The 26107-nt window shown below is 63.8% G+C and carries 20 protein-coding genes; 5 read left to right on the top strand and 15 right to left on the bottom strand.

Annotated elements, in window-relative coordinates; genetic code table 11:
* Positions 1–112: 112 nt before the first annotated feature.
* From AC5ZG1_RS11660 to AC5ZG1_RS11630, 7 genes are all read right to left on the bottom strand, one after another.
* Entirely contained in the window at positions 113–2815 is a 2703-nt protein-coding gene (locus tag AC5ZG1_RS11660; RefSeq protein ID WP_496132920.1) for a nitrate reductase, read from the bottom strand.
* The gene (locus AC5ZG1_RS11655) at positions 2812–4020 is read right to left on the bottom strand and encodes an NAD(P)/FAD-dependent oxidoreductase (protein ID WP_496132919.1); all 1209 of its coding nucleotides are present in this window, start codon (positions 4018–4020) and stop codon (positions 2812–2814) included. The genes AC5ZG1_RS11660 and AC5ZG1_RS11655 overlap by 4 nt, the downstream gene beginning before the upstream one ends.
* Positions 4021–4030: 10 nt before the next feature.
* The gene (locus tag AC5ZG1_RS11650; protein ID WP_456643506.1) at positions 4031–4456 is read right to left on the bottom strand and encodes a globin family protein; all 426 of its coding nucleotides are present in this window, start codon (positions 4454–4456) and stop codon (positions 4031–4033) included.
* 139 nt (positions 4457–4595) lie between these two features.
* Positions 4596–5390 (bottom strand): ABC transporter ATP-binding protein, encoded by a 795-nt coding sequence (locus AC5ZG1_RS11645; protein WP_454617845.1) that lies wholly within the window; start codon positions 5388–5390, stop codon positions 4596–4598.
* Between the two features lie 11 nt (positions 5391–5401).
* Positions 5402–6298: a nitrate ABC transporter permease gene (gene ntrB / locus AC5ZG1_RS11640; RefSeq protein WP_028163075.1), complete on the bottom strand. Its 897-nt coding sequence runs from the start codon at positions 6296–6298 to the stop codon at positions 5402–5404.
* Between the two features lie 62 nt (positions 6299–6360).
* A complete protein-coding gene (locus AC5ZG1_RS11635; RefSeq protein WP_496132918.1) occupies positions 6361–7680 on the bottom strand; it encodes a CmpA/NrtA family ABC transporter substrate-binding protein in 1320 nt (439 codons plus the stop codon).
* A 412-nt stretch (positions 7681–8092) separates the two neighbouring features.
* A complete protein-coding gene (locus tag AC5ZG1_RS11630) occupies positions 8093–9016 on the bottom strand; it encodes an intradiol ring-cleavage dioxygenase (RefSeq protein ID WP_456643510.1) in 924 nt (307 codons plus the stop codon).
* A gap of 132 nt (positions 9017–9148) precedes the next feature.
* Here AC5ZG1_RS11630 and AC5ZG1_RS11625 point away from each other — a divergent pair, with 132 nt between their 5' ends.
* Positions 9149–10423 carry a serine hydrolase domain-containing protein gene (locus AC5ZG1_RS11625; protein ID WP_496132917.1) on the top strand — a complete coding sequence of 425 codons (1275 nt, stop codon included), beginning with the start codon at positions 9149–9151 and terminating at the stop codon, positions 10421–10423.
* Between the two features lie 121 nt (positions 10424–10544).
* Positions 10545–11867, top strand: a complete 1323-nt coding sequence (locus AC5ZG1_RS11620) for a dicarboxylate/amino acid:cation symporter (RefSeq protein WP_028163071.1) — start codon at positions 10545–10547, stop codon at positions 11865–11867.
* A 105-nt stretch (positions 11868–11972) separates the two neighbouring features.
* On the opposite strand, the gene AC5ZG1_RS11615 is transcribed toward AC5ZG1_RS11620, so the two are convergent.
* Positions 11973–12434, bottom strand: a complete 462-nt coding sequence (locus tag AC5ZG1_RS11615) for a hypothetical protein (protein ID WP_130222315.1) — start codon at positions 12432–12434, stop codon at positions 11973–11975.
* A gap of 400 nt (positions 12435–12834) precedes the next feature.
* Between AC5ZG1_RS11615 and AC5ZG1_RS11610 the strand changes: the two genes are divergently transcribed.
* Entirely contained in the window at positions 12835–13230 is a 396-nt protein-coding gene (locus tag AC5ZG1_RS11610; protein WP_130222530.1) for a helix-turn-helix domain-containing protein, read from the top strand.
* Between the two features lie 245 nt (positions 13231–13475).
* Here AC5ZG1_RS11610 and AC5ZG1_RS11605 read toward each other — a convergent pair whose 3' ends face one another.
* The 3 genes from AC5ZG1_RS11605 to AC5ZG1_RS11595 form a co-directional block, all read right to left on the bottom strand.
* The gene (locus tag AC5ZG1_RS11605) at positions 13476–14558 is read right to left on the bottom strand and encodes an isocitrate/isopropylmalate dehydrogenase family protein (protein ID WP_456643514.1); all 1083 of its coding nucleotides are present in this window, start codon (positions 14556–14558) and stop codon (positions 13476–13478) included.
* Positions 14559–14703: 145 nt separating this feature from the next.
* The gene (locus tag AC5ZG1_RS11600; RefSeq protein WP_456643515.1) at positions 14704–15774 is read right to left on the bottom strand and encodes an alcohol dehydrogenase; all 1071 of its coding nucleotides are present in this window, start codon (positions 15772–15774) and stop codon (positions 14704–14706) included.
* Positions 15775–15870: 96 nt separating this feature from the next.
* Positions 15871–17052, bottom strand: a complete 1182-nt coding sequence (locus AC5ZG1_RS11595) for a CaiB/BaiF CoA transferase family protein (protein WP_456643516.1) — start codon at positions 17050–17052, stop codon at positions 15871–15873.
* A gap of 257 nt (positions 17053–17309) precedes the next feature.
* On the opposite strand from AC5ZG1_RS11595, the gene glgA reads away from it, so the two are divergent.
* Positions 17310–18737: a glycogen synthase GlgA gene (gene glgA, locus AC5ZG1_RS11590; RefSeq protein WP_496132916.1), complete on the top strand. Its 1428-nt coding sequence runs from the start codon at positions 17310–17312 to the stop codon at positions 18735–18737.
* Between the two features lie 45 nt (positions 18738–18782).
* Here glgA and AC5ZG1_RS11585 read toward each other — a convergent pair whose 3' ends face one another.
* From AC5ZG1_RS11585 to AC5ZG1_RS11570, 4 genes are all read right to left on the bottom strand, one after another.
* Complete coding sequence (locus AC5ZG1_RS11585; protein ID WP_130222306.1) at positions 18783–20126, bottom strand: MFS transporter; 1344 nt, start codon at positions 20124–20126, stop codon at positions 18783–18785.
* Entirely contained in the window at positions 20116–20595 is a 480-nt protein-coding gene (locus tag AC5ZG1_RS11580; RefSeq protein WP_456643517.1) for a PRC-barrel domain-containing protein, read from the bottom strand. Before AC5ZG1_RS11580 ends, AC5ZG1_RS11585 begins: the two co-directional genes overlap by 11 nt.
* A 46-nt stretch (positions 20596–20641) precedes the next feature.
* Positions 20642–22843, bottom strand: coding sequence for an amylo-alpha-1,6-glucosidase (locus AC5ZG1_RS11575; protein WP_456643518.1), 2202 nt, complete (start codon positions 22841–22843; stop codon positions 20642–20644).
* A gap of 64 nt (positions 22844–22907) precedes the next feature.
* On the bottom strand, positions 22908–24671 hold the full coding sequence (locus AC5ZG1_RS11570) for an ABC transporter ATP-binding protein (RefSeq protein WP_456643519.1): 1764 nt from the start codon (positions 24669–24671) through the stop codon (positions 22908–22910).
* 311 nt (positions 24672–24982) lie between these two features.
* Between AC5ZG1_RS11570 and AC5ZG1_RS11565 the strand changes: the two genes are divergently transcribed.
* On the top strand, positions 24983–26053 hold the full coding sequence (locus tag AC5ZG1_RS11565; protein ID WP_028163060.1) for a glycosyltransferase family 4 protein: 1071 nt from the start codon (positions 24983–24985) through the stop codon (positions 26051–26053).
* Positions 26054–26107: the final 54 nt, after the last annotated feature.

Raw genomic sequence — 26107 nt, 5'->3', positions numbered from 1 at the left:
ACACAGTCGACCGCCTCTCCGCCGTCATTGCGAGGAGCGTAGCGACGAAGCAATCCATCTCCCCCCGCATGGAGAGATGGATTGCTTCGCTCGCAATGACGTGGGGAGAGATCTAGTTGGCAGCAGCCAACGGAGGCTGCTCAGAATCTCGCGCTCCCGTCTGCGCAATCAGCCGCTTCAATTCCGGAATACAAGACCCGCAATTGGTGCCGGCCTTGAGTTGCGCGCCGATCTCCGCAGGAGAGCCCGCGCCGGCGGCGATTGTGTCGCAGATCGTGGCGCGGCCGACGCCGAAGCAGGCGCAGACGATCGGGCCGGCGTTGGCGACGCCGTCCGCCGATTTGCCTGACAGCAACATGCGACGCTGCGCATCGCTGAGTGCATCGGCAGCAAACAAGCCTTTCACCACGTTCCAGTCGCCGGCATCATCGGCGGGACCGAGGAACAGGCAGGTTTCGATGCGGCCGGCGTTGAAGGAGGCGCCGCGGTAGATGCCGCCGCCGAAATCCTTGTATTCGGCAAGATCGCCTTCGGTGTTCATCCTGAGCCAGAGCTGCCAGCCGAGCAGGTCGGCATTATCAGCGAACAGATAGCCGTGACCGCCATTGACCGCGACGCGCGCGACCCAGGCATGAACAGGCAATTGCAGCGGTTGGCGCGACAGCGCAAAGCCGCGGAACACATATTCGTAAGGAGCGATCGAAGCCGGCGTCGCCTTGTTCTCGGGCTGACCGGAGAACGGATCGGTGAAGGGTGCGACCAGCGAGCCGACGCGGGCGCCGGTCGCGGTGGACTCGCTCCAATGGATCGGCGCAAACAGCATGCCGCGCTGCTGGCGCTCGCTGACGACAACGCGGAGCGTACATTGTCCGTAGTCCGTCGTGACGCGGGCAAAGCTGCCGTCGCTCACGCCGTAGCGCAGCGCATCATCAGGGTGAACCTCCACGAACGGTTCGGGCAGATGCTGGCCGAGCCTCGGGCTCGCGCCGGTGCGCGTCATCGTGTGCCACTGGTCGCGGATGCGGCCGGTGTTGAGCCGCAGCGGCCGCGCCGGCGTCGTCTCGGTCCGCAGCGTCGGAATCTCCGGCGCGACGAACCGCGCCTTGCGATCATTGGCGAAGAAGCCGCCTTCGGCGAAGAAGCGTGGCTGCGGCGACGCATCCTGCCGCATCGGCCATTGCACCGGCGCCATCGCGTCAAAGGCCTCGTCCGACAGCGATGTCAGCGCACCGATATCGAAATCCCTGTTGCCGTTGTTCTCGAATGCCGAGAGCGCCGCGTGCTCGCGGAAAATATCGGCCGCGGACTTGAAGTCGAAGGCGGCACCAAAACCGAGGCGCCTTGCGACCTCGCAAAGGATCCACCAGTCCGGCTGCGCTTCGCCGGGAGATTCCAGGAACGCGCGCTGGCGCGAGATGCGGCGCTCGGAATTGGTCACCGTGCCGGATTTCTCGCCCCAAGCCTGCGCGGGCAACAACACATGCGCGCCCACATCGACAGTGTCGTTGGAGCGAACATTCTCCGACACCACGAACAGTTCGAGCTCCCGCAATGCCTCACGCGCGGCATCGGCATCCGGCAGCGATACTGCCGGGTTGGTGCCGATCACCCACAACGCCTTGATCTCGCCGCGCCCGATTGCCTCGAACATCTGCACCGCCTTCAACCCCTCATGGGTGGCGATGCGCGGCGCCTTCCAGAACCGGCGGACGCGGTCGATATCCGGCGGCGTGAAGACCATATGGGCGGCAAGCTGGTTGGCGAGCCCACCAACTTCGCGCCCGCCCATCGCGTTCGGCTGGCCCGTCAGCGAGAACGGCGACGCGCCGATCTTGCCGATGCGACCCGTGGCGAGATGGCAGTTGAGGATGGCGTTGACCTTATCGGTGCCCTGCGCCGACTGGTTGACGCCTTGGGAATACAAGGTCACCACGCGCGGCGTGCTGGCAAACATCTTGAAGAACGTCGCAACGTCCTGCTCGGAGAGGCCGGTGGCGAGCGCGGTCGCGCCGACACTGCCGGCCATGCCGCGGGCGCGCGCCAGCGCCTCGTCGAAGCCGCTTGTGTTGCGGTCGATATAGGCGTGATCGAGCGCGCCGCTGTCTGCGAGATGCACCAGCAGGCCGCAGAACAGCGCGGTGTCGGTGCCGGGCTTCAGGCCGAGGAAGAGATCGGCATCTTCCGATGTATCGGTGCGGCGTGGATCGATCACCACGATGCGCGCGCCGCGCTGCTGCTTGTTGGCGAGCATGCGCTGGAACAGCACCGGATGGCACCAGGCGGCGTTGGAGCCGACCAGCACCAGGAGGTCGGCCTGCTCGAGATCCTCGTAACAGCCGGGCACGGTGTCGGCGCCGAAGGCGCGGCGATGGCCGGCCACGGAGGACGACATGCACAGCCGCGAATTGGTGTCGACATTGGCGCTGCCGATGAAACCCTTCATCAGCTTGTTGGCGACATAGTAGTCTTCGGTCAGCAACTGCCCGGAGAGATAGAATGCGACGGCGCCGGGGCCATCGCGCGCGATGATGTGCTTGAAGCGATGCGCGACATGGTCGAGCGCGTCGCTCCAGGCGATGCGCTCCATCCCCTTGTCGCAGCGGATCATCGGATAGAGCAGCCGGTTGTCCAGCCCCAGCGTCTCGCCGAGGGCGGAGCCCTTCGAGCACAGGCGGCCGAAATTGGCGGGATGATCGGGATCGCCCGCGATCGCGGCGCCGCCCTTGCCGTCAGGCGTCGCCAGCACGCCGCAGCCGACGCCGCAATAGGCGCAGGTGGTATTGACGGTGCGAAGCGCGGGATCGGCTGCGCTCATGCTGCCTCCGCCAGCGAACGGCCGAACATCATGTCGCCGCGGATCTTGGCAATCGGCCTCGCGCTGCGGATCAGGTCGAGATACCAGAGCGCATCTGACGTGTCGCCGATCAGGACCGCGCCGGTCAGGCGTCCGTCTGCAATCACCAGCTTCTTGTAGCTGCCGTGGTTAACGTCGCTGAACACGATGCTCTCGCTGCCCTCGGCGCCCATGAAATCGCCGGCGGAAAACACGCTGACACCGGACACTTTCAAATTGGTTGCCACGATGCTGCCGGCATAGGCGACATCCTGTCCGGCAAGATGCCGCGCCAGCACCCGCGCCTGCTCATAGGCCGGCTCGACGAGGCCGTAGCAGATGCCGCGATGCTCGGCGCATTCGCCGATCGCGAACACGCCTTCGGCGCTGGTCTGTAAGCAATCGTCAACCACGATGCCACGATTGACGACAATGCCGGCTTCCTTTGCCAGCGCGATGTTCGGCCGGATGCCGGCGGCGAAGATCACCGCGTCCGCCTTGATCAATCGTCCGTCTGCAAGCTCGACACCTTCGACACGGTTCTCGCCGTGGATGCGCGCGGTGCTGGCCTCGAGCAGGATCTCGATGCCTTTCCGCTCGACCAGCGATTTCAGGAGCGCGCCCGCCGGTGCATCGAGCTGGCGCTCCATCAATCGGTCCATCAGGTGCACCAGCGTCACTGGCGCCCCCGCTTTCGCCAGCCCATAGGCCGCCTCGAGCCCGAGCAGGCCGCCGCCGATCACGACCACGCGCGTCTTGCGCGCGGCGAGCGCCAGCAACAGGTCGACGTCGCGGCTATCGCGGAACGTATGCACGCCGGCGAGCTCGGCGCCGGCCACGTTGAGCCGCAGCGCCGACGAGCCGGTGGTCAGGACCAGCTTCGAGAAGGTGATGCTCTCCTCGCCTTCGATCTTCAATTCGCGGCGGCCGACATCGATCTCGGTGGCGATGCAGCCATATTTCAGCGTCACGCCGCGGTCGCGCCACCACGATGCCGGCTGCAGCTCGATATCCTCCGACGTGGTCTCGCCGGCAAGGACGGAAGACAACAGCACACGGTTATAGGCGAGCCGCGGCTCGCTGCCGATCACCGCGACGGCGTAGCGCCCGAGCGCCACCTTCGACAATTCGTCGACCAGGCGCGCGGCCGCCATCCCATTGCCGACAATGACCAGCGGTTCGCTCACGGCGCTTCCTCTATTCGGCAGCCTGCGTGCCGCCGTAAGCTTCCGAAATCATATAGCCGGACAGCGTGCCGTAGGCAGCGGTCCAGGCGTCCGCGATCTCTGGCGTCCAGCCTTCGCCGAGGCCCTTTTCCAAGGTCCACAACAGCGCACCACCTACAACGGAATAGTGCTCCGCCTTGGTCCCGTAGCTCACATGCCGCTTGGCGAGCGCGCTTGCGGCGGGCAGCACGGATTGCAGATTGCTGAGCCCATTCACCACCACAGCCAGCACCGCCATCAGCTTCTTGCGCTGTTCGGTCATGTCGTCCGGAAACATCGCCCTCACCGTCGGTGCGACCTCGAATAGGCGATCATAGAAGAGGATCGCGGCTTGCTCGGAAATCGGCGCGACCTTCGAAAAACTCTCTTGCACGAGCTTGACTTGCTCCGGTGTCATGCTTTCTCTCCATCTCCACTCGTCGTGCGCGGGCTTGACCTACGCATCCATCCCAGAAAATCTTCCGCCTTCGATGGACTGCCGTGTCATTTTTGCGAAGACGCGCTGCGCGCTCTAGCCCGGCAATAACAACTGCCGGCTACGCCGCTTCCACGAAGCGATGCCGCTCGTAAAGGAATTCGAGCACCCGCTGCCGGCACTTGAGGTAGCCAGAGTTGGTGGCAAGCTCGAGCCGCTTGCGCGGGCGCGCCAGCGGCACTTCCAGCACTTCACCGATCCGTGCGCTCGGACCGTTGGTCATCATTACAATGCGGTCCGACAGCAGCACCGCCTCGTCGACGTCATGAGTGATCATCAAAATGGTGTTGCCGAGCTTCTGGTGCAGGGCCATCACGGAATCTTGCAGATGCGCGCGGGTCAGCGCATCGAGCGCGCCGAAGGGCTCGTCGAGCAAGAGCACCTTCGGCTCCATCGCGAGCGCCCGCGCAATGCCGACGCGCTGCTTCATGCCGCCTGAGATCTCGTTCGGCCGCTTGTCCTTGGCATGCGCCATCTGCACGAGGTTCAGATTGTGCATCACCCAGGCGTCGCGCTCGGCCCGCGTCTTGGTCTTGGAAAACACCTTGTCGACGCCGAGCTTGACATTCTCATAGACCGTCAGCCACGGCAGCAGGCTGTGGTTCTGGAACACGACCGCGCGATCCGGGCCCGGCGAGTTGACCTCGCGGTTCTCGAGCAGCACGCCGCCATGGGTGGCACCGGTGAGCCCGGCCACGATGTTGAGCAGCGTGGACTTGCCGCAGCCGGAATGGCCGATGATCGAGACGTACTCGCCCTTCTCGATCGTCAGGTTGATGTCCTTCAACACTTCGGTGGTGGCATTGCCGCGGGTGAAGGTCTTGTCGATATGGTCGAGCTTCAGATAGGCCTGCATGACATGTCCCCTCAGTTCACGGCGGTGCCGCGGGTCACGATCTTCGCGACGCCCGCAATCAGGCGGTCGAGTACGAAGCCGATGATGCCGACATAGAACAGCGCCAGGATGATTTCGCTGATGTGCGAGGAATTCCAGGCGTCCCAGATGAAGAAGCCGATGCCGACGCCGCCGATCAGCATTTCGGCCGCGACGATGGCCAGCCAGGATAGGCCGATGCCGATACGAAGGCCGGTGAACATGTAGGGAGCAGCCGCCGGGATCATGATCTTGGCGAAGAACTCGAGCGGATTGAGCTGCACCACCGCGGCGACGTTGCGGTAATCCTGCGGGATATTGCGGATGCCGACGGCGGTGTTGATGATGATCGGCCACACCGAGGTGATGAAGATCACGAAGATCGCCGACGGATGGCCGTCGCGGAAGGCCGCAAGCGACAGCGGCAACCAGGCGAGCGGCGGGATGGTGCGCAGCACCTGGAACAAGGGATCAAGTCCGCGCATCGCCCAGACCGATTGACCGACCAACGTGCCGAGCGCGACGCCGATGATTGCGGCAAGCGAATAGCCGTAGGCGACGCGCTGCAGGCTCGCCGACAAATGCCAGAACAGGCCCTTGTCGATGCCGCCATGATCGAAGAACGGATCGAAGATCAGTTCCTTGGTATCGCTGAACACACGCGAGGGCGGCGGCAGCGTCGAGCCGGCGCGCCGGCAGATCAGCTCCCAAACCACGAGCAGGAACGCGACGACGATCAGCGGCGGCACCACGCGCACCGCGGCCTCCTTCGCCATCTTGGCGTATTTCTCGGACTGCGGCGCACGCTTCGGTGTCATGGTCACGACCGGCGCGGCCGTAACCGGAAGTGCCGTCGATGCGGCGTCGGTTTTCAGTGCAGGCATAGACATCGAAAATCTCTCTCCGTGTTCAGGTGCCGGGCGACGCGCAGATGCGCGCCGCTTTGCGCGGATCAGACGTCAACACGCTTGATGGACAGCGACTTCAGATAGGCCGACGGATTCTCGGGATCGAACACCTTGCCGTCGAAGAACGTCTCCTTGCCGCGCGAGGTCGAGGTCGGGATTTCGGACGCGGGCACGCCCATTTCCTTGGCGGCCTCACGCCACATATCTTCGCGATTGACCTTCGCGATCAGCGCCTTGGTGTCGAAGCCCGCTTCATACTTGCCCCAGCGAATGTCTTCCGTGAGGAACCAGAGATCGTGACTCTGGAACGGATAAGACGCGAAGTCGCGCCAATACTTCATGATGTGCGGCGAGTTCTCGACCACCTTACCGGGGATGCCATAGTCGAACTTGCCGGCGCTGCGGTCATAGACGTCCTCGACCGGGCAATTCATCCATTGCCGCTTGCCCATGATCGAAGCGAGCTCCTGCTTGTTCTCCGCCTTGTCGGACCATTGCTGGGCTTCCATCACCGCCATCAGCAGCGCCTTGGCGGCTTTCGGATATTTGTCGACGAAAGCGGCGCGCATGCCGAACGACTTTTCCGGATGCTTGTTCCAGATTTCCCCGGTCGTGACCGCGGTGTAGCCGATGCGCTGATGGATCAACTGCAGATTCCATGGCTCGCCGACGCAAAAGCAATCCATGGTGCCGACCTTCATGTTGGCGACCATCTGCGGCGGCGGGACAACGATGGTCTCGATGTCCTTGTCGGGATCGATGCCGCCGGCCGCGAGCCAGTAGCGGATCCAGAGATCATGGGTGCCGCCCGGGAAGGTCATGGCAGCTTTCACGGCCTTGCCGGAGGCCTTCTTCTTTTCCAGCGCCGCCTTGAACGGCGTGGCGTCGACGCCGAGTTTGAGATCGGCATATTCGCCGGCGACCGAGATGCACTGACTGTCGAGGTTGAGCCGCGCCAGGATGTACATCGGCGTTGGCTGGTTGTTCTGCGTCACCTTGCCGGCGGAGATCAGGTAAGGCATCGGGGTCAGGATATGGGCGCCGTCGATGCCGTTGCCTTCCGAGCCGAGCACGAGATTGTCGCGCGTCGTGCCCCATGAAGCCTGCTTCTGCACATCGACATCGGGCATGCCGTATTTGGCAAAGATGCCCTTGTCCTTGGCGACGAACAGCGGACCGGCGTCGCTGAGCGCGATGAAGCCGAGCTTGGCGCCCTTCACCTCAGGACCTGCACCTTGTGCGAACGCGCCGGCCGGGAAATTCAGTTTCGCCGCGGCCAGCAATGCGGCCGTTCCGCCTGCCGCCTTCAGAATCTGGCGGCGGCTGACGCCATGGCGGGAGGTCTCTTTGGTCGGCTTCGTCATGCGTGCAAATGTCCTTTGCGTCTGAATGTCCGTCCGCTTGTGGCACTGCCCCGAAGCGCACGGGGTCGCGTGCTGGGGAGGCCCCAGTCTGGCGGTGTCACAATTCGGATGATTGGTTTCGAGGGACGGCTTCAATGGCGTCGCAAGCTAGCTATTCAAGCTTCGTGCCAAGCCGCGAGACTGGAAAAATTCTAAGAAATGTAACGGGTTGGGAGTCGCACCGCTCCGCGCGGATCGCCCGGTTCCGCCGCCAAATTTTGCGATTCGCTCAATGTTTGTGCGACGCACAAAAAATGTGCAAGCGCTGCTTGAGCGGTAGCCCGAGTGAAGCGCAGCGCAACCCGGGGATCCCTACGCGCGTGGTCAGGAGCGATCCCGGGTTATGCTGCGCTTCCACCCGGGCTACCGCCGCCTACGCGTCTTCGCCGACCTTCTCGGCCTTCACGCCGAGCGGTGCCGGCGGCGCGCCCTCGCCCGGCTTGATGCGGAAGTCGTAGGTCATCAAATGCCACGGCTCGCTCGTCTTGGTGCCGTCCGGCATGACAGGATCGGTGCGCTTTTCTATCTTCGCGACCAGCTCGTCCTTGACGCCGAACACCACGTCGGAGTCGAGATATTTGTCGCCCTCCATGAAGACGTGGGTGATCAGCGGCTCATAGCCCTTCGCCGCGACCAGGAAATGGATGTGCGCGGGACGCATCGGATGGCGCCGCGTCTGCATGATCATCTCGCCGACCGGGCCGTCGGTCGGGATCGGATAGCTGCAGGGCAGGATGGTGCGAAAATGGAAACGGCCGTCACCGCCGGTGATGAAGCGCGCCCGCGACGACGGGCCCTGCGTCGCATAGCTCGGCTTTTGTGAATCGTAGAAGCCATCGTCGTCGGCATGCCAGACGTCGACCGGCGCGCCGGCGACCGGCTTGCCGTCGAGATCGGTGACGCGCGCCTGCACGTAGAGCCGCTCGCCGGGCAGCGTCGCCGAGATATCGGTGCCATCAGGCGTCACCTTGTGCTCGCCGACATAGAACGGACCGAGCACCGTGGTCTCGGTGGCGCCATCGCGGTCGCGATGGTTGACTGCATCGACCAGCATGGAGACGCCGAGCACGTCGGAGAGCAGGATGAACTCCTGGCGGATATCGGTGCATTTGTGACCGGTGCGGGTCAGGAAATCGATCGCATATTCCCATTCCTCGAAGGTGAGGTCGGTGCGGCGGACATAATCGTGCAGCGACTTCACCAATTCCTGAAGCAGGAATTTGGCCCGCGGATTTGGCGTTTCCTCGAAGCTCTGGATGACGGCGGCGGTCAGCTCGGTGTCATTGAATTGCGGCATTGCTTCCATCCCTGCGAATTGGTTTCGCTTGGCTTCAGCCTACACGACGACCCACGGCGGTGTAAGCGCCAGGTGATTGGAACGCGGGACACTTTTCGGCTATCAAGGCCTGCCCACAACCGGAGAAGAGCGATGTTGGCCCCCACCCCCGCTTCCCCCGAATCCGCCGGCATGTCGCAAGCGGCGCTGGACCGCCTCGAGGACCACCTGAAGCGGCGCTACATCGAGGCCGGGCGGTTTCCGGGCACGCAGCTTCTGGTCTACCGCCGCGGCAAGATCGTGCATTCGACTGTGCAAGGCTTTGCCGATGTCCAGCGCAAGGTGCCGGTCAAGGACGACACCATCTTCCGCATCTATTCCATGACCAAGCCGATCACCTCGGTCGCCTTCATGATGCTGGTTGAGCAAGGCCTCGTGGCACTCGACGAGCCCGTCCATAAATACATCCCGGAATGGAAGAACCTCGGCGTGTTCCAGGCCGGCACCGCGCCGGCGTTCCTGACCAAGCCGCCGTCGCGGCCGATGCTGATCGTCGACCTCCTGCGGCACACCTCGGGGCTGACTTACGGCTTCCAGCAGCGCTCCAATGTCGATGCAGCCTATCGCGAGAACAAGATCGGCGAGGTCGTCAAGGCCGGGACGCTCGACAGCATGATCGAGGATCTCGCCAAGATCCCGCTCGAATTCTCACCGGGTGAGGCCTGGAATTATTCTGTCGCCACCGACGTGATCGGCTATCTCGTCGGCAAGATCAGCGGCATCCCGTTCGAGCAATTCCTGAAGGAGCGTATCTTCAACCCGCTCGGCATGAACGACACCAATTTCTTCGTGCCGGCAGACAAGGCGCATCGCCTGGCGGCCTGCTATTCCGCCGACCCGCAAGGCGGCATGACGTTCCATGCCGCCGACCGCAAGGGCGGGCTGACGCTGCAGGATGACCCGGCCACCAGTTCGTTCCTGTCGCCGCCCTCGCTGATATCAGGCGGCGGCGGATTGTGCTCGACGGCCGCCGACTATCTCACCTTCTGCCGCGCGCTGCTCAATGGCGGCGAGGTCGGCGGCGTGCGGCTGATCGGACCGAAGACCTTGAAGCTGATGACGTCGAACCATCTGCCCGGTGGCGTCGACCTGCCGGCCCTGTCGCGCTCGCTGTTCTCGGAAGCGGCCTATAACGGCATCGGCTTTGGCCTCGGCTTTGCCGTGACCATGAACCCGGCGCAGACGCTGATTGCCGGCAGCCCCGGCGAATACAATTGGGGCGGCGCCGCAACCACGTCGTTCTGGATCGACCCGGCGGAAGAATTGATCACGATCTTCATGACGCAGGTGCTCCCCTCCAGCGCCTACCCGCTGCGGCGCGAGCTGCGCACCATGGTGTACGCCGCGATCACCGACAGCAACCTTTGACCCTCTTTGTTCCGCGGCGCATCGCGTGAAGCGCCGCGGAACTTCGACAGCTTTCGAACCGTCGCGACGCGTGCTTGGCATGCAAGTTGCTACGCATGGGCAAAACCCATGGGAGCAGACCATGTCGAGCATCACAGCCGCAGCAGCTACCGAAACCCGCAAGCCGCTCTACACATCCCTCTTCGTCCAGGTGCTTGCCGCGCTGCTGCTCGGCATCGCGCTCGGCGTGATCGCCCCCGACTTCGCGATCGGGCTGAAGATCTTCAGCGACGCCTTCCTCAAGCTGATCTCGATGATCGTGGCACCGATCGTGTTCTGCGTGGTCGTGCACGGCATTGCCGGCGCCGGCGACCTAAAGAAAGTCGGTCGCGTCGGCGTCAAGGCGCTGATCTATTTCGAGGCGATGACGACGATCGCGCTGGTCGTCGGCCTCCTGCTGGCCTATCTGTTCGGGCCCGGCCATGGCATGAACATCGATACCTCGACGCTCGATGCCAAGGCGCTCAACACCTATGCCGACAACGCCCACAAGCTGCAGGGCGGCGGCATCGGCGCTTTCCTCCTGAACATCATTCCGACCACCTCCTTCGATGCGCTGGCGCGCAACGACGTGCTGCAGGTCTTGTTCTTCGCGGTGATCTTCGGCGTCAGCCTGGCGCTGGTCGGCGGCGAAAAGGGCGAGAAGGTCACCTCCATGATCGACGCTGTCTCGGCGGTGCTGTTCCGCGCGATGGGGCTGATCGTGCGCGCCGCCCCGCTCGGCGTGCTCGGCGCGGTGGCCTATACGGTCGGCAAATACGGCGTCGGCTCGCTCAAGCAACTGGTCTCGCTGGTCGCGCTGTTCTACATCTCGGTCGCGATCTTCGTGTTCGGCGTGCTGGGCGGCGTCATGGCCCTGGCCGGCATCAATATCCTCAAATTCCTGGCCTACCTTCGCGAGGAATTGACCATCGTGCTGGCGACTGCGTCGTCCGACGCGGTGCTGCCGCAGATCATGCGCAAGCTGGAGCGGTTGGGCGTCAAGGACTCCGTCGTCGGGCTGGTGATCCCGACCGGCTATTCGTTCAACCTCGACGCCTTTTCGATCTATCTGACGCTGGCGGTGGTGTTCATCGCGCAGGCGACCAACACGCCGCTGTCGTTCGGCGATCTGTTGCTGGTGCTCGGCGTCTCCCTGATCACCTCAAAGGGCGCGCATGGCGTGCCGGGCTCGGCGATCGTGATCCTGGCGGCGACGCTGAATGCGGTGCCGACCATTCCCGCCATCGGCCTCGTGCTGGTGCTGTCGGTCGACTGGTTCATTGGCATGGCCCGCGCCGTCGGCAACCTGATCGGCAACTGCGTTGCGACAGTCGTGGTGGCGGCGTGGGAAGGCGATCTCGACCGCGAAAAGGCCACGCGGGTCCTCGACGGCGACGAGCTGGTCGACGTGACGGCGGGGTGAGGTGAATCGTAGCCCGGATGGAGCGCAGCGTAATCCGGGGCGCCACACGATCTGGCTAGGCCCCGGATTGCGCTGCGCTCCATCCGGGCTACGCGCAAACGAGCGCTATTTGACCAGTTTCAGATACGGCGGCAGCGGCTTGCCGGAGACCGACCTTACTTCCTGCGGCGGCCGCTCCTCCGGAGTCATCAGGTCGCACAGCGCCTTGAGCTCGGCGTCGGTCACCTGATGCAGCTCCATCCTGAGTTCGAGGATGGCCAGCGACAGCAAACGCGCCGTTTCCGGACTTGCCTTGTCCGTGAGGAAGTCCCTGCACTCCTCAAGCGTCGCAAGCAGCGAGAGCAACCGTTCTTCGGTATGGACAACCGGCATTTCTTCCGCTCCCGAACTTGCGAGATAGATTCGCGGCGTTTCATTTCTTCGCTTCATGAGCCTCTCCACAAAGGTCTGCGGGTGGTCGGGCGCGTGAATGAACAGATGATCCAGAAATTTTGCGAAATTGTCCAGCGGGTGATTGGTGCTCTGTTTTCCTTCTAATGCGCCTAACGCGCGGGAGGGATGCGCCACGCGGCTATGTCCGCTGTCATTTTTTGGCCAAATCCAGAGCCGTTCAGGTCCCGTACAAGTACGGGATGTAGAACCACGCATGCAGAGGCCGGTAGTAAGCATGCGTTCAAAATCTGTGTCGACCCAACCCGTAGTAGTTGTGGTTTGTCCAATATTTTGCCAAATACACAGTGCGGGATATCGTAAGTTATCTCGGGCGTTGACGACTTTAGGTAGTCTGACCACGCCGGTATCTGGATACTTCCAAAGCACGCGGCGTTTGGCTACCATTCGACAGTCTGCTTGGAGTACCGTGGTTCGCGAGACGAACTCACGATCCGGACAAAGTTAACGCTGAAGTATGGACGAATCCCTGACCAATCTGCGCAGGGCCTCCCGATTTGAAGGACGGGTAACCAGAATGAACAGATCAGCAGCAAAGAAGATGAAGCAACGCAGTGCCGGCAAGCCCGACATTGAGTTGGGCAAACGGATTCGCCTGCGGCGTGTGGAGCAAAAGATCTCGCAAGCGGAGCTGGGCGAAAAGCTCGGCGTCAGCTTCCAGCAGGTCCAGAAGTACGAGAAGGGCGTGAACCGTGTCGGCGCTGCTCGCCTTCAGCAGATCGCTGCCGCGCTCGACGTGCCTGTCACGTTCTTCTACGACGGCGACAACAAGTCGCGCGAGGTCGAAAGCCTCCTCTTCCTGGACAGCGCTTTCAGCCTGAGGTTGCTGCGAGCCTACAGCAAGATCAAGGACCAGACGGTTCAACGTCAACTGGTGTCCTTGATGGAATCGATCGCCGCGAACGAAGGCTGAGCCGTCGGCCCTTCTCCGTTTCGTGGCGCGGACCGCATCGATCCGCGCAAGCGCGTCGAACCGTGGCAAAACGCTGCACCGGGCTATGCGTTGGTTCGGATCGAGGCTTTGCTGAAGCGCTGCCATCTCGATGGCGGCGCTTTTTGCATTTGGCCCTTTTGCAGAAGCGCGTCCGTTCCAGCATCGATGCCGAGAGCGACAATCGGTCGCGCGATCGTCGGGCCCCTCTTCTCGCGGGTTCGAAGCTACAACAGCGCCAGCACGGCCTTGGCGATGTCGGCGGTGCCGTTGCCGCCGCCGATCTCGATCGGTTTGATGCCGCCGGCATAGGCCTTGTCGACGGCGCGCTCGATCCGTTCACCGGCTTCCGCCGCGCTCTCCAGCACATGCTTGTCGGCAAGCCAGTCCAGCATCATCGCGACCGACAGGATCATCGCAGTCGGATTGGCCTTGCCCTGCCCCATGATATCGGGCGCGGTGCCGTGGCAGGGCTGAAACACCGCGTAGCGGTCGCCGATGTCGGCTGACGGCGCCATGCCCATACCGCCGATCAGTCCGGCAGCAAGGTCGGAGAGAATGTCGCCGAACATGTTCTCCGTCACCATGACGTCGAAATCCCACGGACGCTTCACCATGAGCGCCGAGCAGGCATCGATATAAAGGTGATCGGCCCTGACATCCGGATGCCGCTTTGCGGTCTCGTCGAAGATGCCGCGGAAGAATGCAAAGGCCTTGAACACATTCGCCTTGTCGACGCAGGTCAGCCCGCCGCCAACGCGGCCGCGCGCCTTGCGGCGTTCGGCGAGGCGGAACGAGAACTCGAACAGGCGCTCGGAGGTCCTGCGCGTGATCAGCATGGTCTCGCGCGCCTCATCCTCGGTGACGACGCCCTTGCCCATCGAGGCGAACAGGCCTTCGGTCGATTCCCTGATCACGACGAAGTCGATGCCGCGCTGCTCCGCGCCGACGATCGGGCTCGGCACCCCCGGAATCAGCCGCGCCGGCCGCACGCCGGCATAGAGATCGAAATGGAAGCGCAACTCGATCTGCGGCGCAATCTCGGTGTTGTCGGGGTAGCGCACCGACGGCAGGCCGCAGGCTCCTAACAGGATCGCATCCGCCTCCTCGCACAGCCTCACCGTCGATTCCGGCAGCGAGACGCCGGTCTCTCTGTAATGGTTGGCGCCCGCGGGTGCCTCGGTGAAGCGGAATCGAAGCCCGGTCGCCGCCTCGATCTTGCGCAACACTTCGAGTGCCGGCGCCATCACCTCCGGACCGATGCCGTCGCCGCCGAGCACTGCGATATGGAGGGCGTTGTTTGCGGACATGGGATTCCCCCATTCGAAACAATGAAGGTTTTTGAACTCGTCATCGCCGGGCCTGTCCCAGCCATCCACGTTCTTACCGCTGAACGACCATAAGACGTGGATGCCCGGGACAAGCCCGGGCATGACGGCGGAGTACGGTGGCGGCCTACGGCGTCAGCACGGCGCGGCCGACTAGTTTGCCCTTCTGCAATTCGAGCAGGGAGTCATAGGCCTTGGCGAGCGGCACAGGAGTCACGGGGATCGGCGCAATCTTCTTGGTCCGGACAAGGTCGAGCAGTTCCTGCGTCTCGCGAAGGTTGCCGACATAGCTGCCCTGGATCGTGATCGCCTTGATCGGGATCAGCGGCAGCGCGAAGGTTGCGCCACCGCCGAACAAGCCGACGATCACGAGCTTGCCGCCCTTGGCCAGGCAGTCGAAGCCGAGCTGCGTGGTCTGGGCGTTGCCGACCAGGTCGATCACCGCGCGGATCGGGGCGCCCGCCTTCTTCGCCAATTGCTCCAGCGCATCGCCCGCCCCGCCGTCGACAGTGCCGAGCGCGCCGGCGGCTTCCGCCGCCTCGCGCTTGCGCGCGTCGATGTCGACAACGATCGCCCCCTTGCCACCCATCGCCTTCAGCAGCGACAGCGCCATCAGGCCGAGGCCGCCGGCGCCGATGATCACGATCGGCGAATCGAAGGCGAACTCGACCTTCTTTAGTGCGCTGTAGGTGGTCACGCCCGAGCAGGCATAGGGCGCGGCGGTGACGGGATCGAGCCCTTTGAGGTTGAGCAGGTACTTTGGATGCGGCACCAGCATGTGATCGGCGTAGCCGCCGTCGCAATAGACGCCGAGCGAGTTCGGCTTGACCGCACACATATTCTCGTCGCCGGCGAGGCAAGTCGGGCATTTGCCGCAGCCGAGCCAGGGATAAACCAGCGCCACGTCGCCGGCCTTGAGGCCACCGGTGTCGCCCGGCTTCACGTCCGGCCCGAACGCCGCCACCTCGCCGACGGTCTCATGCCCCATCGTGCGCGGCAGCGAGACGCCGCGATCCTTCAGCGACAGCGGCTTGCGCCCGTGGCCGAGATCGTAGCCGCCTTCCCAGATATGCAGATCGCTGTGGCAGATGCCGGCCGCCTTCACCTTGATCAGCACCTGCGTGCCGGTCGGCTCCGGCGTCGGCTGGTCGACTTCCTTCAAGGGGGCGTTGAACTCGGCAACCTGGAAACTCTTCATCTTTATTCTCCCAACATTCTTTGTTGTTACGGCAACATTGCCACGTCTGCCGACGCGAGACAAACCTCGGCGGGCGACGATCAGCCTTGCCGGCTGTTAGCCTGCGAATGCGGCAATCTCCGCGTCGGACAGGCCCGCCTCCTTGAGATAGGCGCGGGTGTGCTCGCCGAGCGTCGACACTCGCTTTACGGCTGCAACCTTCGCGCCGGACATCCGGAACGGCAGGTTGACCACCTCGAAGGTGCCGCCGCCGTCCTCGACCTCGGCCAGAGCGCCGCGATGCGCGAGCTGCGGATCGGCCAGCGCTTGCTCCACCGTGCGATAGGCGGATGAGGGCACGCCCTCCTCATTGAGCGCGGCGAGGCATTGTTCTGTCGTCACCCGGCGCGACCAATCCTCCACGCCATCCATCAGGGCCGCCCAATTTTCCCGGCGGTCGGAATATTTGGCGAATCGTGGATCGCTCACCCATTCGGGACGACCGATCACCTGCATCAAGCTCTGGAACGTCTTCTCGCTGGCGATCGCGAGCATGACGTAGCCGTCGGAGGTCTCAACAGGGCCGAACATCGGCCGCGCCGTTGGCTGCACCTTGAACTGCGCCCACTGCACCTCGTTCAAGGTCAGGCTCAGCATCGCTTCGAGCATGGAGACGTCGATGTGCTGGCCCTCCCCGCTGCTGTGCCGCTGATGCAGCGCCGCTCCGATCGCGCCAAACGCATAGACGCCGCTCAGCACGTCGGCGATGTAGATACCGCAATAATCGGGCCTGCTCCGCCCGGCCTGGTAGGCCAGATGCGCCATGTCGTAGCCGGAGGCGGCATGGATGACCGGAGCATAGGCCGGCAGGCCAGCCGACGGCCCGGTCTGGCCGTAGCCGGAGATCGAGCAATAGATCAGCCGCGGGTTCAGCCCGCGCAGGCTGGCGTAATCGAGCTTCAAGCGCTGCATCACGCCGGGGCGGAAATTCTCGACCAAGATGTCGGCGGTCGCGACGAGGCGGCGTACCACCTCCACCCCTTCCGCCGACTTCAAGTCGAGCGTCAGGCTCTTCTTGCCGACATTGAGCTGGCCGAACGCGGTCGAGCAAAGCTTACGCATCGGTGGGCGGGTACGCATCATCTCGCCTTCAGCAGGCTCGATCTTGATGACTTCCGCTCCGAGGTCGGCAAGCATGCGCGTGCAATGAGGGCCGGCGATCGTCGTCGAAAAATCAAGCACACGAAGGCCGCCCAGGCTCTTTGTCAAATAGCCCTCATCGTTCTCGACTATCGTCATTCGCAAAGCTCCCTCGAGCCGTACCTTTTATCGGCGCGGCGTGAACCTAGAGCATGATCCGGAAAAGTGGAAACCGGTTTTCCCTCGCGACAAACGCGAAGCGCTTGCGCGGGGACCATGCTCAAACAAGAAGGTGGAGCGGCTTCTGCAGGGAAGCGTCTGAACCAGACCGGACCGGGCGGGCCCTTTGATTTTCGTCAAAGGAAAACTGGAACCATTTTTGCATAGTCGTTTACAGGTTGGAGCGAGGCGCTTTTTTGAGGGTCTTATTCATCACCACTGAAATGGACGATTTCGTCCGCGTCGGCGGCCTTGCTGCTGTTTCAGCCGCCCTTCCCAGAGCCCTGCGTCCCCTGAGCGATGTCCGGATCATGCTCCCCGGATATCGGGACGTGGTCGAGCAACTCACTCATATTGAAATCGTTGGCGAATGCGCGCCGCTTGCGGAGATGCCCGCATGCTCGATCGGCCGCGCCTCGACCCGCGACGGCATGCCGGTCTACGTCGTGCTGTGCCCACAGCTCTATGACCGTCCGGGCAACCCTTACGGCGACGAGAGTGGACGCGACTGGCCGGACAACGACATCCGCTTCGGGCGATTCGCGTCGGCCGCGGCAGAACTCGCCGCAGGCAGTCTGGACAAGAATTGGGCAGCCGACCTCGTCCACGCCAATGACTGGCAGGCCGCGCTGGCGCCGGCCTATCTGGCCTGGCGCGGCGCGCGCATCCCCTCGATCCTGACCATCCACAATCTCGCGTATCAGGGACTTTTCCCGAAAGACTCGTTGCGGCGGATTGGCGCGCCGGAAAGCTCCTTCCACATCGACGGGCTCGAGTTCTACGACAAGCTGTCCTTCCTCAAGGGCGGCATCATCTACGCTTCGCATCTGACGACCGTCAGCGCGACCTATGCCAAGGAGATCACGACGCCAGAGCTCGGCTGCGGGCTCGAGGGCCTGCTGCGCATCCGCTCCGACGCCGCGCAGCTCACCGGAATCCTCAACGGCATCGACGAGAGCTGGGACCCGCGCTTTGACGCCAAGCTCGCGCAGCAGTTCGGTGTCGGCGACTGGGCCGGCAAGCAGGCCAATGCGGATTACGTCCGCAAGCAGTTTGGCCTTGCCGTCTCCCGCGGCCCGATGTTCGGCCTGGTCGCCCGCCTGGTGCACCAGAAGGGCGTCGATCTCGTGCTGTCTGCGGCCGATGAGATCGTCGCGGCCGGCGGGCAGATCGTCGTCACCGGCTCCGGCGAGCCGGGAATCGAGCAGGCCCTGGTGGAAGCACACCGGCGGCGGCCGGACGCGATCGGGGTCGCGATCGGCTTCAACGACGCCCAGGCGCGAAGGATCTTTGCCGGCAGCGATTTCACGCTGATGCCGTCGCGCTTCGAGCCCTGCGGCCTGAGCCAGATGTATGCGCAGCGCTTCGGCTCACTGCCGATCGGCCACCAGACCGGCGGGCTGGCCGAGACCATCCAGGACGGCGAGACTGGATTCCTGTTCGCGCAGCCATCGGCGGAATCCTTCCTCGGCGGCGTGCACCGCGCGTTCGAGGCGTTCGTCGCCAAGGACCGGCTCGACGCCATGCGCCGCAGCGCCATGGCGCGGAGCTTTAGCTGGAGCATCTCGGCCGCCTTGTACGGCGCGCTCTATCGCAAGCTGGCGCTGCCGCAGGCCATCTCGTAGAGCCGTAGCCCGGGTGGAGCGCAGCGCAACCCGGGCTACGGGGACTCACGCCGGCGCCGTTCGTCGCGTCTCGGGCATGATCAAGAGGATCATCAGGAGGCCGAGCGAGGCGATGCCCGCGAGGCCCAGGAAAGCGATGTTGCTGCCGAACTTGTCGCTGACATAGCCGGCGAGCACTGTGCTCAGCGATGCGCCGATTCCGACCGCGGTGCCGATGATGCCCTGCGCCAGGTTGAAATGCCCGCTGCCGAAGGCGACGTCCGCCACGATCAAGGGCACCATGACGCTGAATACCGCCGCGGTAATGCCGTCGAAGATCTGCACGGCCACCAGCAGATAGGGATCGTGCACAGTCGCAAACAGCACGCCGCGGATCACGAGCGCGCCGAAGGCGAGCAGGAGCAGCGGCCGCCGGCCCCAGGCCTGCGCCTTGCGTCCGACCGAAGGCGAGGCGAGCGCCACGATCGCCTGCGGCACGATGATGCAGGCCGCGATCAGCACCGGCGCCCACTGACTGGATCGCATCGTCACCACGCCCGCCATCAGCGGCAGCATCGCCGCGTTCGCGAGTTGGAACAGCAGCATGCTGACGGCGAAGATCAGCAATGCCCGCTTGCTGCACAGCGCGAACACGCTGGTCGCTTTCTTGTCGGGCACCTCGCGGACAACGGCGCCATGGGCTTGCGCGATATCGATCTCCTTCTCGCGAATCCGCGACAGCGCGATCAAGGTCGGTATCGCGAGGATGAAGGTGACCAGGAACACGGAACGGCTCGAGATCAGATACCCGGCGGCGCCCATCAGCGCTGCCGCCGAACCGTTGCCGAGCGAGGCGAAGCGGGCATTGCGCCCGAGCCGCTCGCTGATCGCATATGGCCCCACCAAGCCGAGGCTGATCGCCGCGATCGCCGGCCCGAGCACGCAGCTTGCGAGCGCGTGCAGGGTCGCTGCCGCCACCACGATCGGGAAGATCGGCCACACCGCATAGGCCAGCGCGGCGCAGCCGATGGTCGCGACCGCGAGCCCGGCGACCATTTTTTCGGAGCGCGCCGCATCGACGATTGCGCCGCCCGGCATCTGCCCCAGCAACGCAATGATGCCGCCGATCGAGAGCACGAAGCCGATCTCGACCTGGGTCCATTTCTGCGTGGTCAGATAGACCGCCACGAACGGGCCGAACCCGGTCTGCACATCGGCGAGGAAAAAGATGAACCAGTCTAAACCGCGCTGGCTCTGGGATGAAGGCTTGCGCGACGGCTCGGGTGCCGGCAACTCCGGAACCAGTGGCGCACCGTGATCGTCCGCCGTCGACCGCCTGCGATCGCCGCCAATCCTGTCCGTTAAAGAGGAGGGACGAGCGATCAATGTATCTCCGACTTTAATGGTCATATTGCCATGGACGCAAACTGCCGGCAGCGCCGAGCACGATGAGAGGCGTATCCTCCTTGTATTCCGGCGCCGCGCTCACCTGCTCCTTGTTCAGTTCGAGCGTGATACTGTCGCTCTTGTTGGCGACCTGGCCGAAATGCAGTGCATTCCAGTCAACGACGATCTTGCGGCTGCCGACACCGAGGAAGCCGCCGAAGTCGATCACAGCGGCGCGCACGGTGCCTTCGCGATCGACGATCACGTCGACAATTCGTCCCATGTCCTCATTGGCGGCGCTGCGCACGTCGCGTCCGAGAATGCCATGCGCATCCCTGGCGCCGATCACCGTCACCGAGGGTGGAGGCGCCGGTTCCTTTTGCGCAGCCGGGGGTTTGGCCGGCGCCGGTGCCGCCGGATCATCGGCCGCTTGGGCGGCCGCAATTGCGGCAAAGACCGCGGCAATAATTGTCATCACCATGTTCGCCCACATCGGGGGCCTCCAATCCAGGAATAAAGCTAGACATTCTGGCCGACATTCAATGCGTCAGCACGATCGACACCTGGATTTGACCGCGTGTACGCAGCACTTCCAGCGATACTTCGCCATCATGGCGGCGGACTCGCAGATCGACGCTGGAGGCGCCGAGCTGCAGGTCGCGCAGGATCGCCTCATTTAGGAATTCCGGCAAGCGCGGATCGCGCAGCCTGATCTCGCCGCGCGCGGCGTCGAATTCGAGCCCCAGCGCCGCCTCCATCAGCGTGAAGGGGGTCGCACTCGCCCAAGCCTGCGGCGCACAGGCTACCGGATAGAGCACCGGTCCGCGCCGCCTTTCGCGCTGGAACCCACAGAACAGTTCGGGCAAACGCCGGAGATCCATGTAGCTGGCGGCGTCGAACAGCCCCTTGAACAGGTGCGCCACTGAGTGTTTCAGCCCGTAGCGCGCGAAGCCGAGCGCGATCAGCGCATTGTCGTGCGGCCAGATCGAGCCATCGTGATACGACATCGGGTTGTAACGGACCTCATTCCTGCCGACCGTGCGGATGCCCCAGCCCGAGAAGAAGCTCTGGCTCATCAGGTCGGCTGCGACCAGCCGCGCGCGGTCTTCGCGCACGATGCCGGTGAACAGGAGCTGGCCGGCATTCGAGGTCCGCACCCGGCAGGGTTCCTTCTTGCCATCGAGCGCCAGCGCATAGGTTCCGAGTTCCTCGCACCAGAAGGCGTCCTCGAAGCGCTGGCGCAGCGTCTCGGCCTCTTTGTCGAGCTTCTCTGCCCTGTCGGCATAGCCGAGCCGGCGCGCCACCCTGGCCAGCAGCCGCTTGGCCGCGAACACATAGCCCTGCACTTCACAGAGCGCGATGTAGCCCTCCGCCAGCCTGCCGTCGGCATGGAAGATGGCATCAAAGGAATCCTTCCAGCCCTGGTTGGCGAGGCCCTGCTCGGTCGCGCGCTGATATTCGATGAAACCATCGCCATCGGGATCGCCGGGGCCGTCGATCCATTGCAGCGCCGCCTCGATCGAGGGCCAGAGTTCCGCAAGCGTCGCTTCGTCTCCGGTGCGCTCGAAATAATGGCCGGCCAGCAGCACGAACAGCGGCGTCGAATCGACGCTGCCGTAATATTGCGCGAACGGCACCTCGCGCAGCGCCGCCATCTCGCCGCCGCGCATCTCATGCAGGATCTTTCCGGGCTCCGCATCGGAAAGCGGATCGACGCTCTTGGCCTGGAAGAACGCAAGCCGCTTCAAGACGCCTTTGGCGATGCGCGGATCGATCCACAGCATCTGCAACGCGGTGATCAATCCATCGCGGCCGAAAGTCGTGGAGTACCAGGGGATGCCGGCATAGGGATAGCGGCCCTGCGGCGTCTCCGTCATCAGCATGTTGAGGTCGGCCATTGCCTGGCACAGCACCTCGTTGAAGATGTTGTTCGAGGTCTCGATGCTGGCTGCACCAGCCGTCGAGCGCCGCATCTCACGGCGATGCGCGAGCAGCCCGCGAAAGAACGGCACCGGCTTGTGCATGACCGGCTTGTTGCAGGACACCGCGATGAACAGCGAGGTGACCGCCTTGGGCTCCAGTTCGAAATGATAGGTCGCGGCATTGACCGCGAGCCGCGTCGGCTTGGGATCGAAATGCAGCGCCGTGATCCGTGACTGTTCGTCCAGTCCGACATATTCGAGCACGACGTCGGTCGGGCCGAGCAACCTGCTCGAGCCTACGCCACGCCGGGGCCGGCGCTCGCCGCGCACTTCGAACAGATCAGCAAAATCATTGTCGAACAGCAAGGTGAGATCGAAGCTCGCCAGCCGATCGCCGTGATTTTGCAGACCGATGCGCTGATAGGCGGTGCCGCGCCAGAGGAAGATCGAGCGCACGATGTGCAGCGTGTCCTTCTGCAGCATCAGCCGGCCGCCCCGATAGACGTCGGAGTTGGTGAGATCGACAGTCAGCGCCGAGTTGTCGTCGCGCAGATTCGAGCCGAGCAACAGCGGCTGCACGTCGTCGAGCACCATCTCCAGCCGCGCGAGATAGCGCGTATCGGCGTTGAACAGGCCGTCGGGTCCGCCGGCGGAAGCGCCGATGTCGCCATGGCTGTCGAGCACGATGAACGTGTCGTCATGCTTAAGCGACCGCCGCGGCCTCGCGGCGGGACCGGTCATCGGAATGTAGAAGGGCGATTCCGCGATTTGCTCGACGACACGCACGGTCGAAATCTGCGTAACGATCTCCGCTGCCATTTAGACCTCGAGCGCCTCTCTCTCGGGTTTGCGATGGACGCTGACTATACGCAACTATTATGGATCAGGCAGCCTGGGTGGCGAGGCGGCCCATTTCGCGCACCACCAGTTCGCGGTATGGCCCCCTGCCCTGCACAAGGATATCGGGCGGCCCGTCCTCGACGATGCGGCCGCCCTGCAGCACGACCACACGATCGAAGCTGCGCAACGTGGCCAGGCGATGGGCAATCGCGACCACGGTGCGCCCGCGCATCAGGCGCGACAGCGCTTCACGTATGGCCTCCTCGGACTCGCTGTCAAGCGCCGCGGTCGCTTCATCGAGCAGAAGGATCGGCGCGTCTTTCAGGAACGCACGGGCGATTGCGATGCGCTGGCGCTGCCCGCCCGACACCTTGATGCCGCGGTCGCCGACGATGGTATCCATACCCTCCGGTAAATTCTCGATGAAGTCGCAGCGCGCTGCGATCGCCGCGCGGAGCACCTCGTCGTCGGTCGCGTTCGGCCGTCCGTAGCGGATGTTTTCCATGATCGAGCGGTGGAACAGGGAGATGTCCTGCGGCACCACCGAGATCGCCTCGCGCAGGCTCTGCTGCGTGACCCGCGCAATATCCTGGCCGTCGATGGTGATGCTGCCGCGCTCCACGTCGTAGAAGCGCTGCAGCAGCGTGAACAGCGTCGATTTGCCGCCGCCGGATTGCCCGACCAGCCCGACCCGTTGACCGGGCTGGATACGCAGGTTGAACTTGTCGAACACCTGCATGCCGCCGGGGTACTGGAACGAGATGTTGTTGAAGGCGATCGCAGCCCCGCTCTTGATCAACGCTTCGGCCTCCGGGTGATCCTTCAGTTCATGCGGGGTCAGCAGCGTCGCGAGCGCCTCCATCAGGCGGGCGACATGCTGGGTGGCATCGACCAGCGCCACCGCCAGATCGCGCGTCGCGCTCAGGATGCAGATCCCGAGCGTGCAGACCAGCACCACGTCACCGGTGGTGGCGGCGCCCTGCTGCCAAAGGTTGACCGCCCACGCTAGCATGCAGATGGTGAGGACCACCGTCACCGCCGCATGAGTGAGCCGCAGCTTTTCGAGGTAGCGCAGGCTGCGGCCCCGGGCGGTCAGTTCCCGGTTCACGGTCGCGTCGAACCGGGCGTGCTCGAAGCTCAATCCGCAGAACGCCCGCACCAGCGGCATGTTGTTGATGACGTCGACCATCTCGCCATCCACGGCGGCCGCCTTGTCGGCATAATCATCGTGCAGCGGCCGGCCGGCGGCTGCCATGCGGAACATCGCGAACACCATGGTTCCCGCAATGACGATCAGCACCGCCGACATGGTCAGGCTTACAGTCCCGATCAGCGCGATCGCGGCGAAGGTCGCAACACATGGCGGCAGCACGTTCCAGACAAACATGTTCTCGACCGTATAGACCGCGTTCGAGGTCGCGGTGATCCGGCTGGTCAACATGCCTGGCAGGCGATCGGTAAAGTAGCTCGGCGCATGACCGGTGAGGTGGCGGAACAGGTCGCGCCTAAGATCGCCGGTGACGCCGACGAAAGCGTAGCTCGCGATCCAGCTTGCGATCCGCCATAGAAAATTATCTGCCGCGATCAGTGACATGAGCAGAACGAATGCCAGCCATACGCCGCCGGCCTGAGCGGGACCGCCCGATAGGCTGTCGACGAGGTTCTTCACCCCGTACTGCGTGCCTACGGAGCAGGCAACCGCGCCGAGAACGCACCCCAATATTACGGCGTGTGATGCTGGCCGCCGCCGCAGATAGCGCAGCACAAAAGGAAAGGGGCGGTGCGCGTATCCTGAAAGATTGTCCATGTGCGCCTGCAAACCTGTTGAGCAGCAAGGTGAATTTCTTAGTGAACCGCCCCGCACACGATTCCGTGAGGGACAGTGATCGATGTTTCGTACCGCGAAGCCATTACTGCGCAACAATTCTGCAGCACCGATAGTTGCGAAAATTTGTTCGCGGCAAATGGCATCAGCAAGACCACACTGTGAAGGAAGAAAGAACGACCCACACAGCAAAGGAACTTCGCACGTGCGGGAACGTTCCCGTTACGGCATGCCGGTGCCGGACAAATGGGGTTGGGCTTGATTATCCCACATCACACAGAGGAGACGAAAGCATGCGCATCGCGCAGGTTGCGCCACTGACGGAGGCTGTTCCCCCGAAGCTCTATGGCGGGACGGAACGGGTCGTGCACTGGTTGACTGAAGAACTGGTCACGCTAGGCCACGACGTTACCCTGTTTGCCAGTGGGGACTCGCAGACCTCGGGCAAGCTGGAGGCGACCTGGCCGAAAGCATTGCGGCTGGATGGATCGGTCCGCGATCCCAACGCGCTGCACATGGTGCTGCTCGAGCGCGTCCGACAGAAATGCGATCAGGAGGAGTTCGACTTCCTCCACTTCCATCTGGATTATTATCCGTGGTCGCTGTTCCAGCGGCAGCCGACGCCGTTCGTGACCACCCTGCACGGCCGGCTGGACCTTCCCGAGCACCAACCGGTGTTCGATACGTTCCCGGAGGTGCCGGTGATCTCGATCTCCAACGCCCAGCGCCGTCCGGTGCCGCAGGCGAATTGGGTGAAGACGATCCATCACGGCCTGCCGGAGAACCTGCTGACCCCGCAGGCGGTCAACCCGTCCTATCTGGCGGTGCTCGGCCGCATCGCGCCGGAAAAGGGGGTCGACCGCGCCATCAAGATCGCGATGCGCTGCGGCATCCCCTTGAAAATGGCGGCAAAGGTCGACCGCGCCGACCAGGAATATTACGAGGCGGTCATCCGTCCGCTGATCGTGGACAACCCCCTGGTAGATTTCATCGGCGAAATCAGCGACCGCGAGAAGCCGGAGTTCCTGAGCGGCGCCATCGCCCTGTTGCTGCCGATCGACTGGCCGGAGCCGTTCGGCCTGGTGATGATCGAGGCCATGGCCTGCGGCACGCCGGTCATCGCCTTCAACCGCGGCTCGGTGCCGGAGATCATCGAGGATGGCCTGACCGGCTTCATCGTCGAGGATGAGACCAGCGCCGTCGGCGCGGTCGGCCGGCTTCCGGCGCTGAGCCGGCAGACGATCCGCAAGCGGTTCGAGACCCGCTTCACCGCGCGCCGCATGGCGCTCGACTACCTCAACTGTTATCGCGACCTGATGGAAGCGGCCGAGCCGCGCATCAAGCTGGTCGCAAGCGCGGAGTGAGGGAAGAGCGGAGATGCCGTAGGGTTGGCAAAGCGTAGCGTGCCCACCGTTACG

It is taken from the genome of Bradyrhizobium sp. Leo78 (assembly GCF_059512425.1).
Note: the sequence above shows the minus strand (reverse complement) of the source record. Positions and strands in the feature narration are given on the sequence as shown.

Excerpts from the sequence above, each read along its gene's own strand:
- AC5ZG1_RS11660 (WP_496132920.1), bottom strand. The coding sequence starts at position 2,815 with ATGAGCGCAGCCGATCCCGCGCTTCGCACCGTCAATACCACCTGCGCC.
- AC5ZG1_RS11650 (WP_456643506.1), bottom strand. The coding sequence starts at position 4,456 with ATGACACCGGAGCAAGTCAAGCTCGTGCAAGAGAGTTTTTCGAAGGTC.
- AC5ZG1_RS11645 (WP_454617845.1), bottom strand. The coding sequence starts at position 5,390 with ATGCAGGCCTATCTGAAGCTCGACCATATCGACAAGACCTTCACCCGC.
- ntrB (WP_028163075.1), bottom strand. The coding sequence starts at position 6,298 with ATGTCTATGCCTGCACTGAAAACCGACGCCGCATCGACGGCACTTCCG.
- AC5ZG1_RS11635 (WP_496132918.1), bottom strand. The coding sequence starts at position 7,680 with ATGACGAAGCCGACCAAAGAGACCTCCCGCCATGGCGTCAGCCGCCGC.
- AC5ZG1_RS11630 (WP_456643510.1), bottom strand. The coding sequence starts at position 9,016 with ATGCCGCAATTCAATGACACCGAGCTGACCGCCGCCGTCATCCAGAGC.
- AC5ZG1_RS11625 (WP_496132917.1), top strand. The coding sequence starts at position 9,149 with ATGTTGGCCCCCACCCCCGCTTCCCCCGAATCCGCCGGCATGTCGCAA.
- AC5ZG1_RS11620 (WP_028163071.1), top strand. The coding sequence starts at position 10,545 with ATGTCGAGCATCACAGCCGCAGCAGCTACCGAAACCCGCAAGCCGCTC.
- AC5ZG1_RS11610 (WP_130222530.1), top strand. The coding sequence starts at position 12,835 with ATGAACAGATCAGCAGCAAAGAAGATGAAGCAACGCAGTGCCGGCAAG.
- AC5ZG1_RS11605 (WP_456643514.1), bottom strand. The coding sequence starts at position 14,558 with ATGTCCGCAAACAACGCCCTCCATATCGCAGTGCTCGGCGGCGACGGC.
- AC5ZG1_RS11600 (WP_456643515.1), bottom strand. The coding sequence starts at position 15,774 with ATGAAGAGTTTCCAGGTTGCCGAGTTCAACGCCCCCTTGAAGGAAGTC.
- AC5ZG1_RS11595 (WP_456643516.1), bottom strand. The coding sequence starts at position 17,052 with ATGACGATAGTCGAGAACGATGAGGGCTATTTGACAAAGAGCCTGGGC.
- AC5ZG1_RS11585 (WP_130222306.1), bottom strand. The coding sequence starts at position 20,126 with ATGACCATTAAAGTCGGAGATACATTGATCGCTCGTCCCTCCTCTTTA.
- AC5ZG1_RS11580 (WP_456643517.1), bottom strand. The coding sequence starts at position 20,595 with ATGTGGGCGAACATGGTGATGACAATTATTGCCGCGGTCTTTGCCGCA.
- AC5ZG1_RS11575 (WP_456643518.1), bottom strand. The coding sequence starts at position 22,843 with ATGGCAGCGGAGATCGTTACGCAGATTTCGACCGTGCGTGTCGTCGAG.
- AC5ZG1_RS11570 (WP_456643519.1), bottom strand. The coding sequence starts at position 24,671 with ATGGACAATCTTTCAGGATACGCGCACCGCCCCTTTCCTTTTGTGCTG.
- AC5ZG1_RS11565 (WP_028163060.1), top strand. The coding sequence starts at position 24,983 with ATGCGCATCGCGCAGGTTGCGCCACTGACGGAGGCTGTTCCCCCGAAG.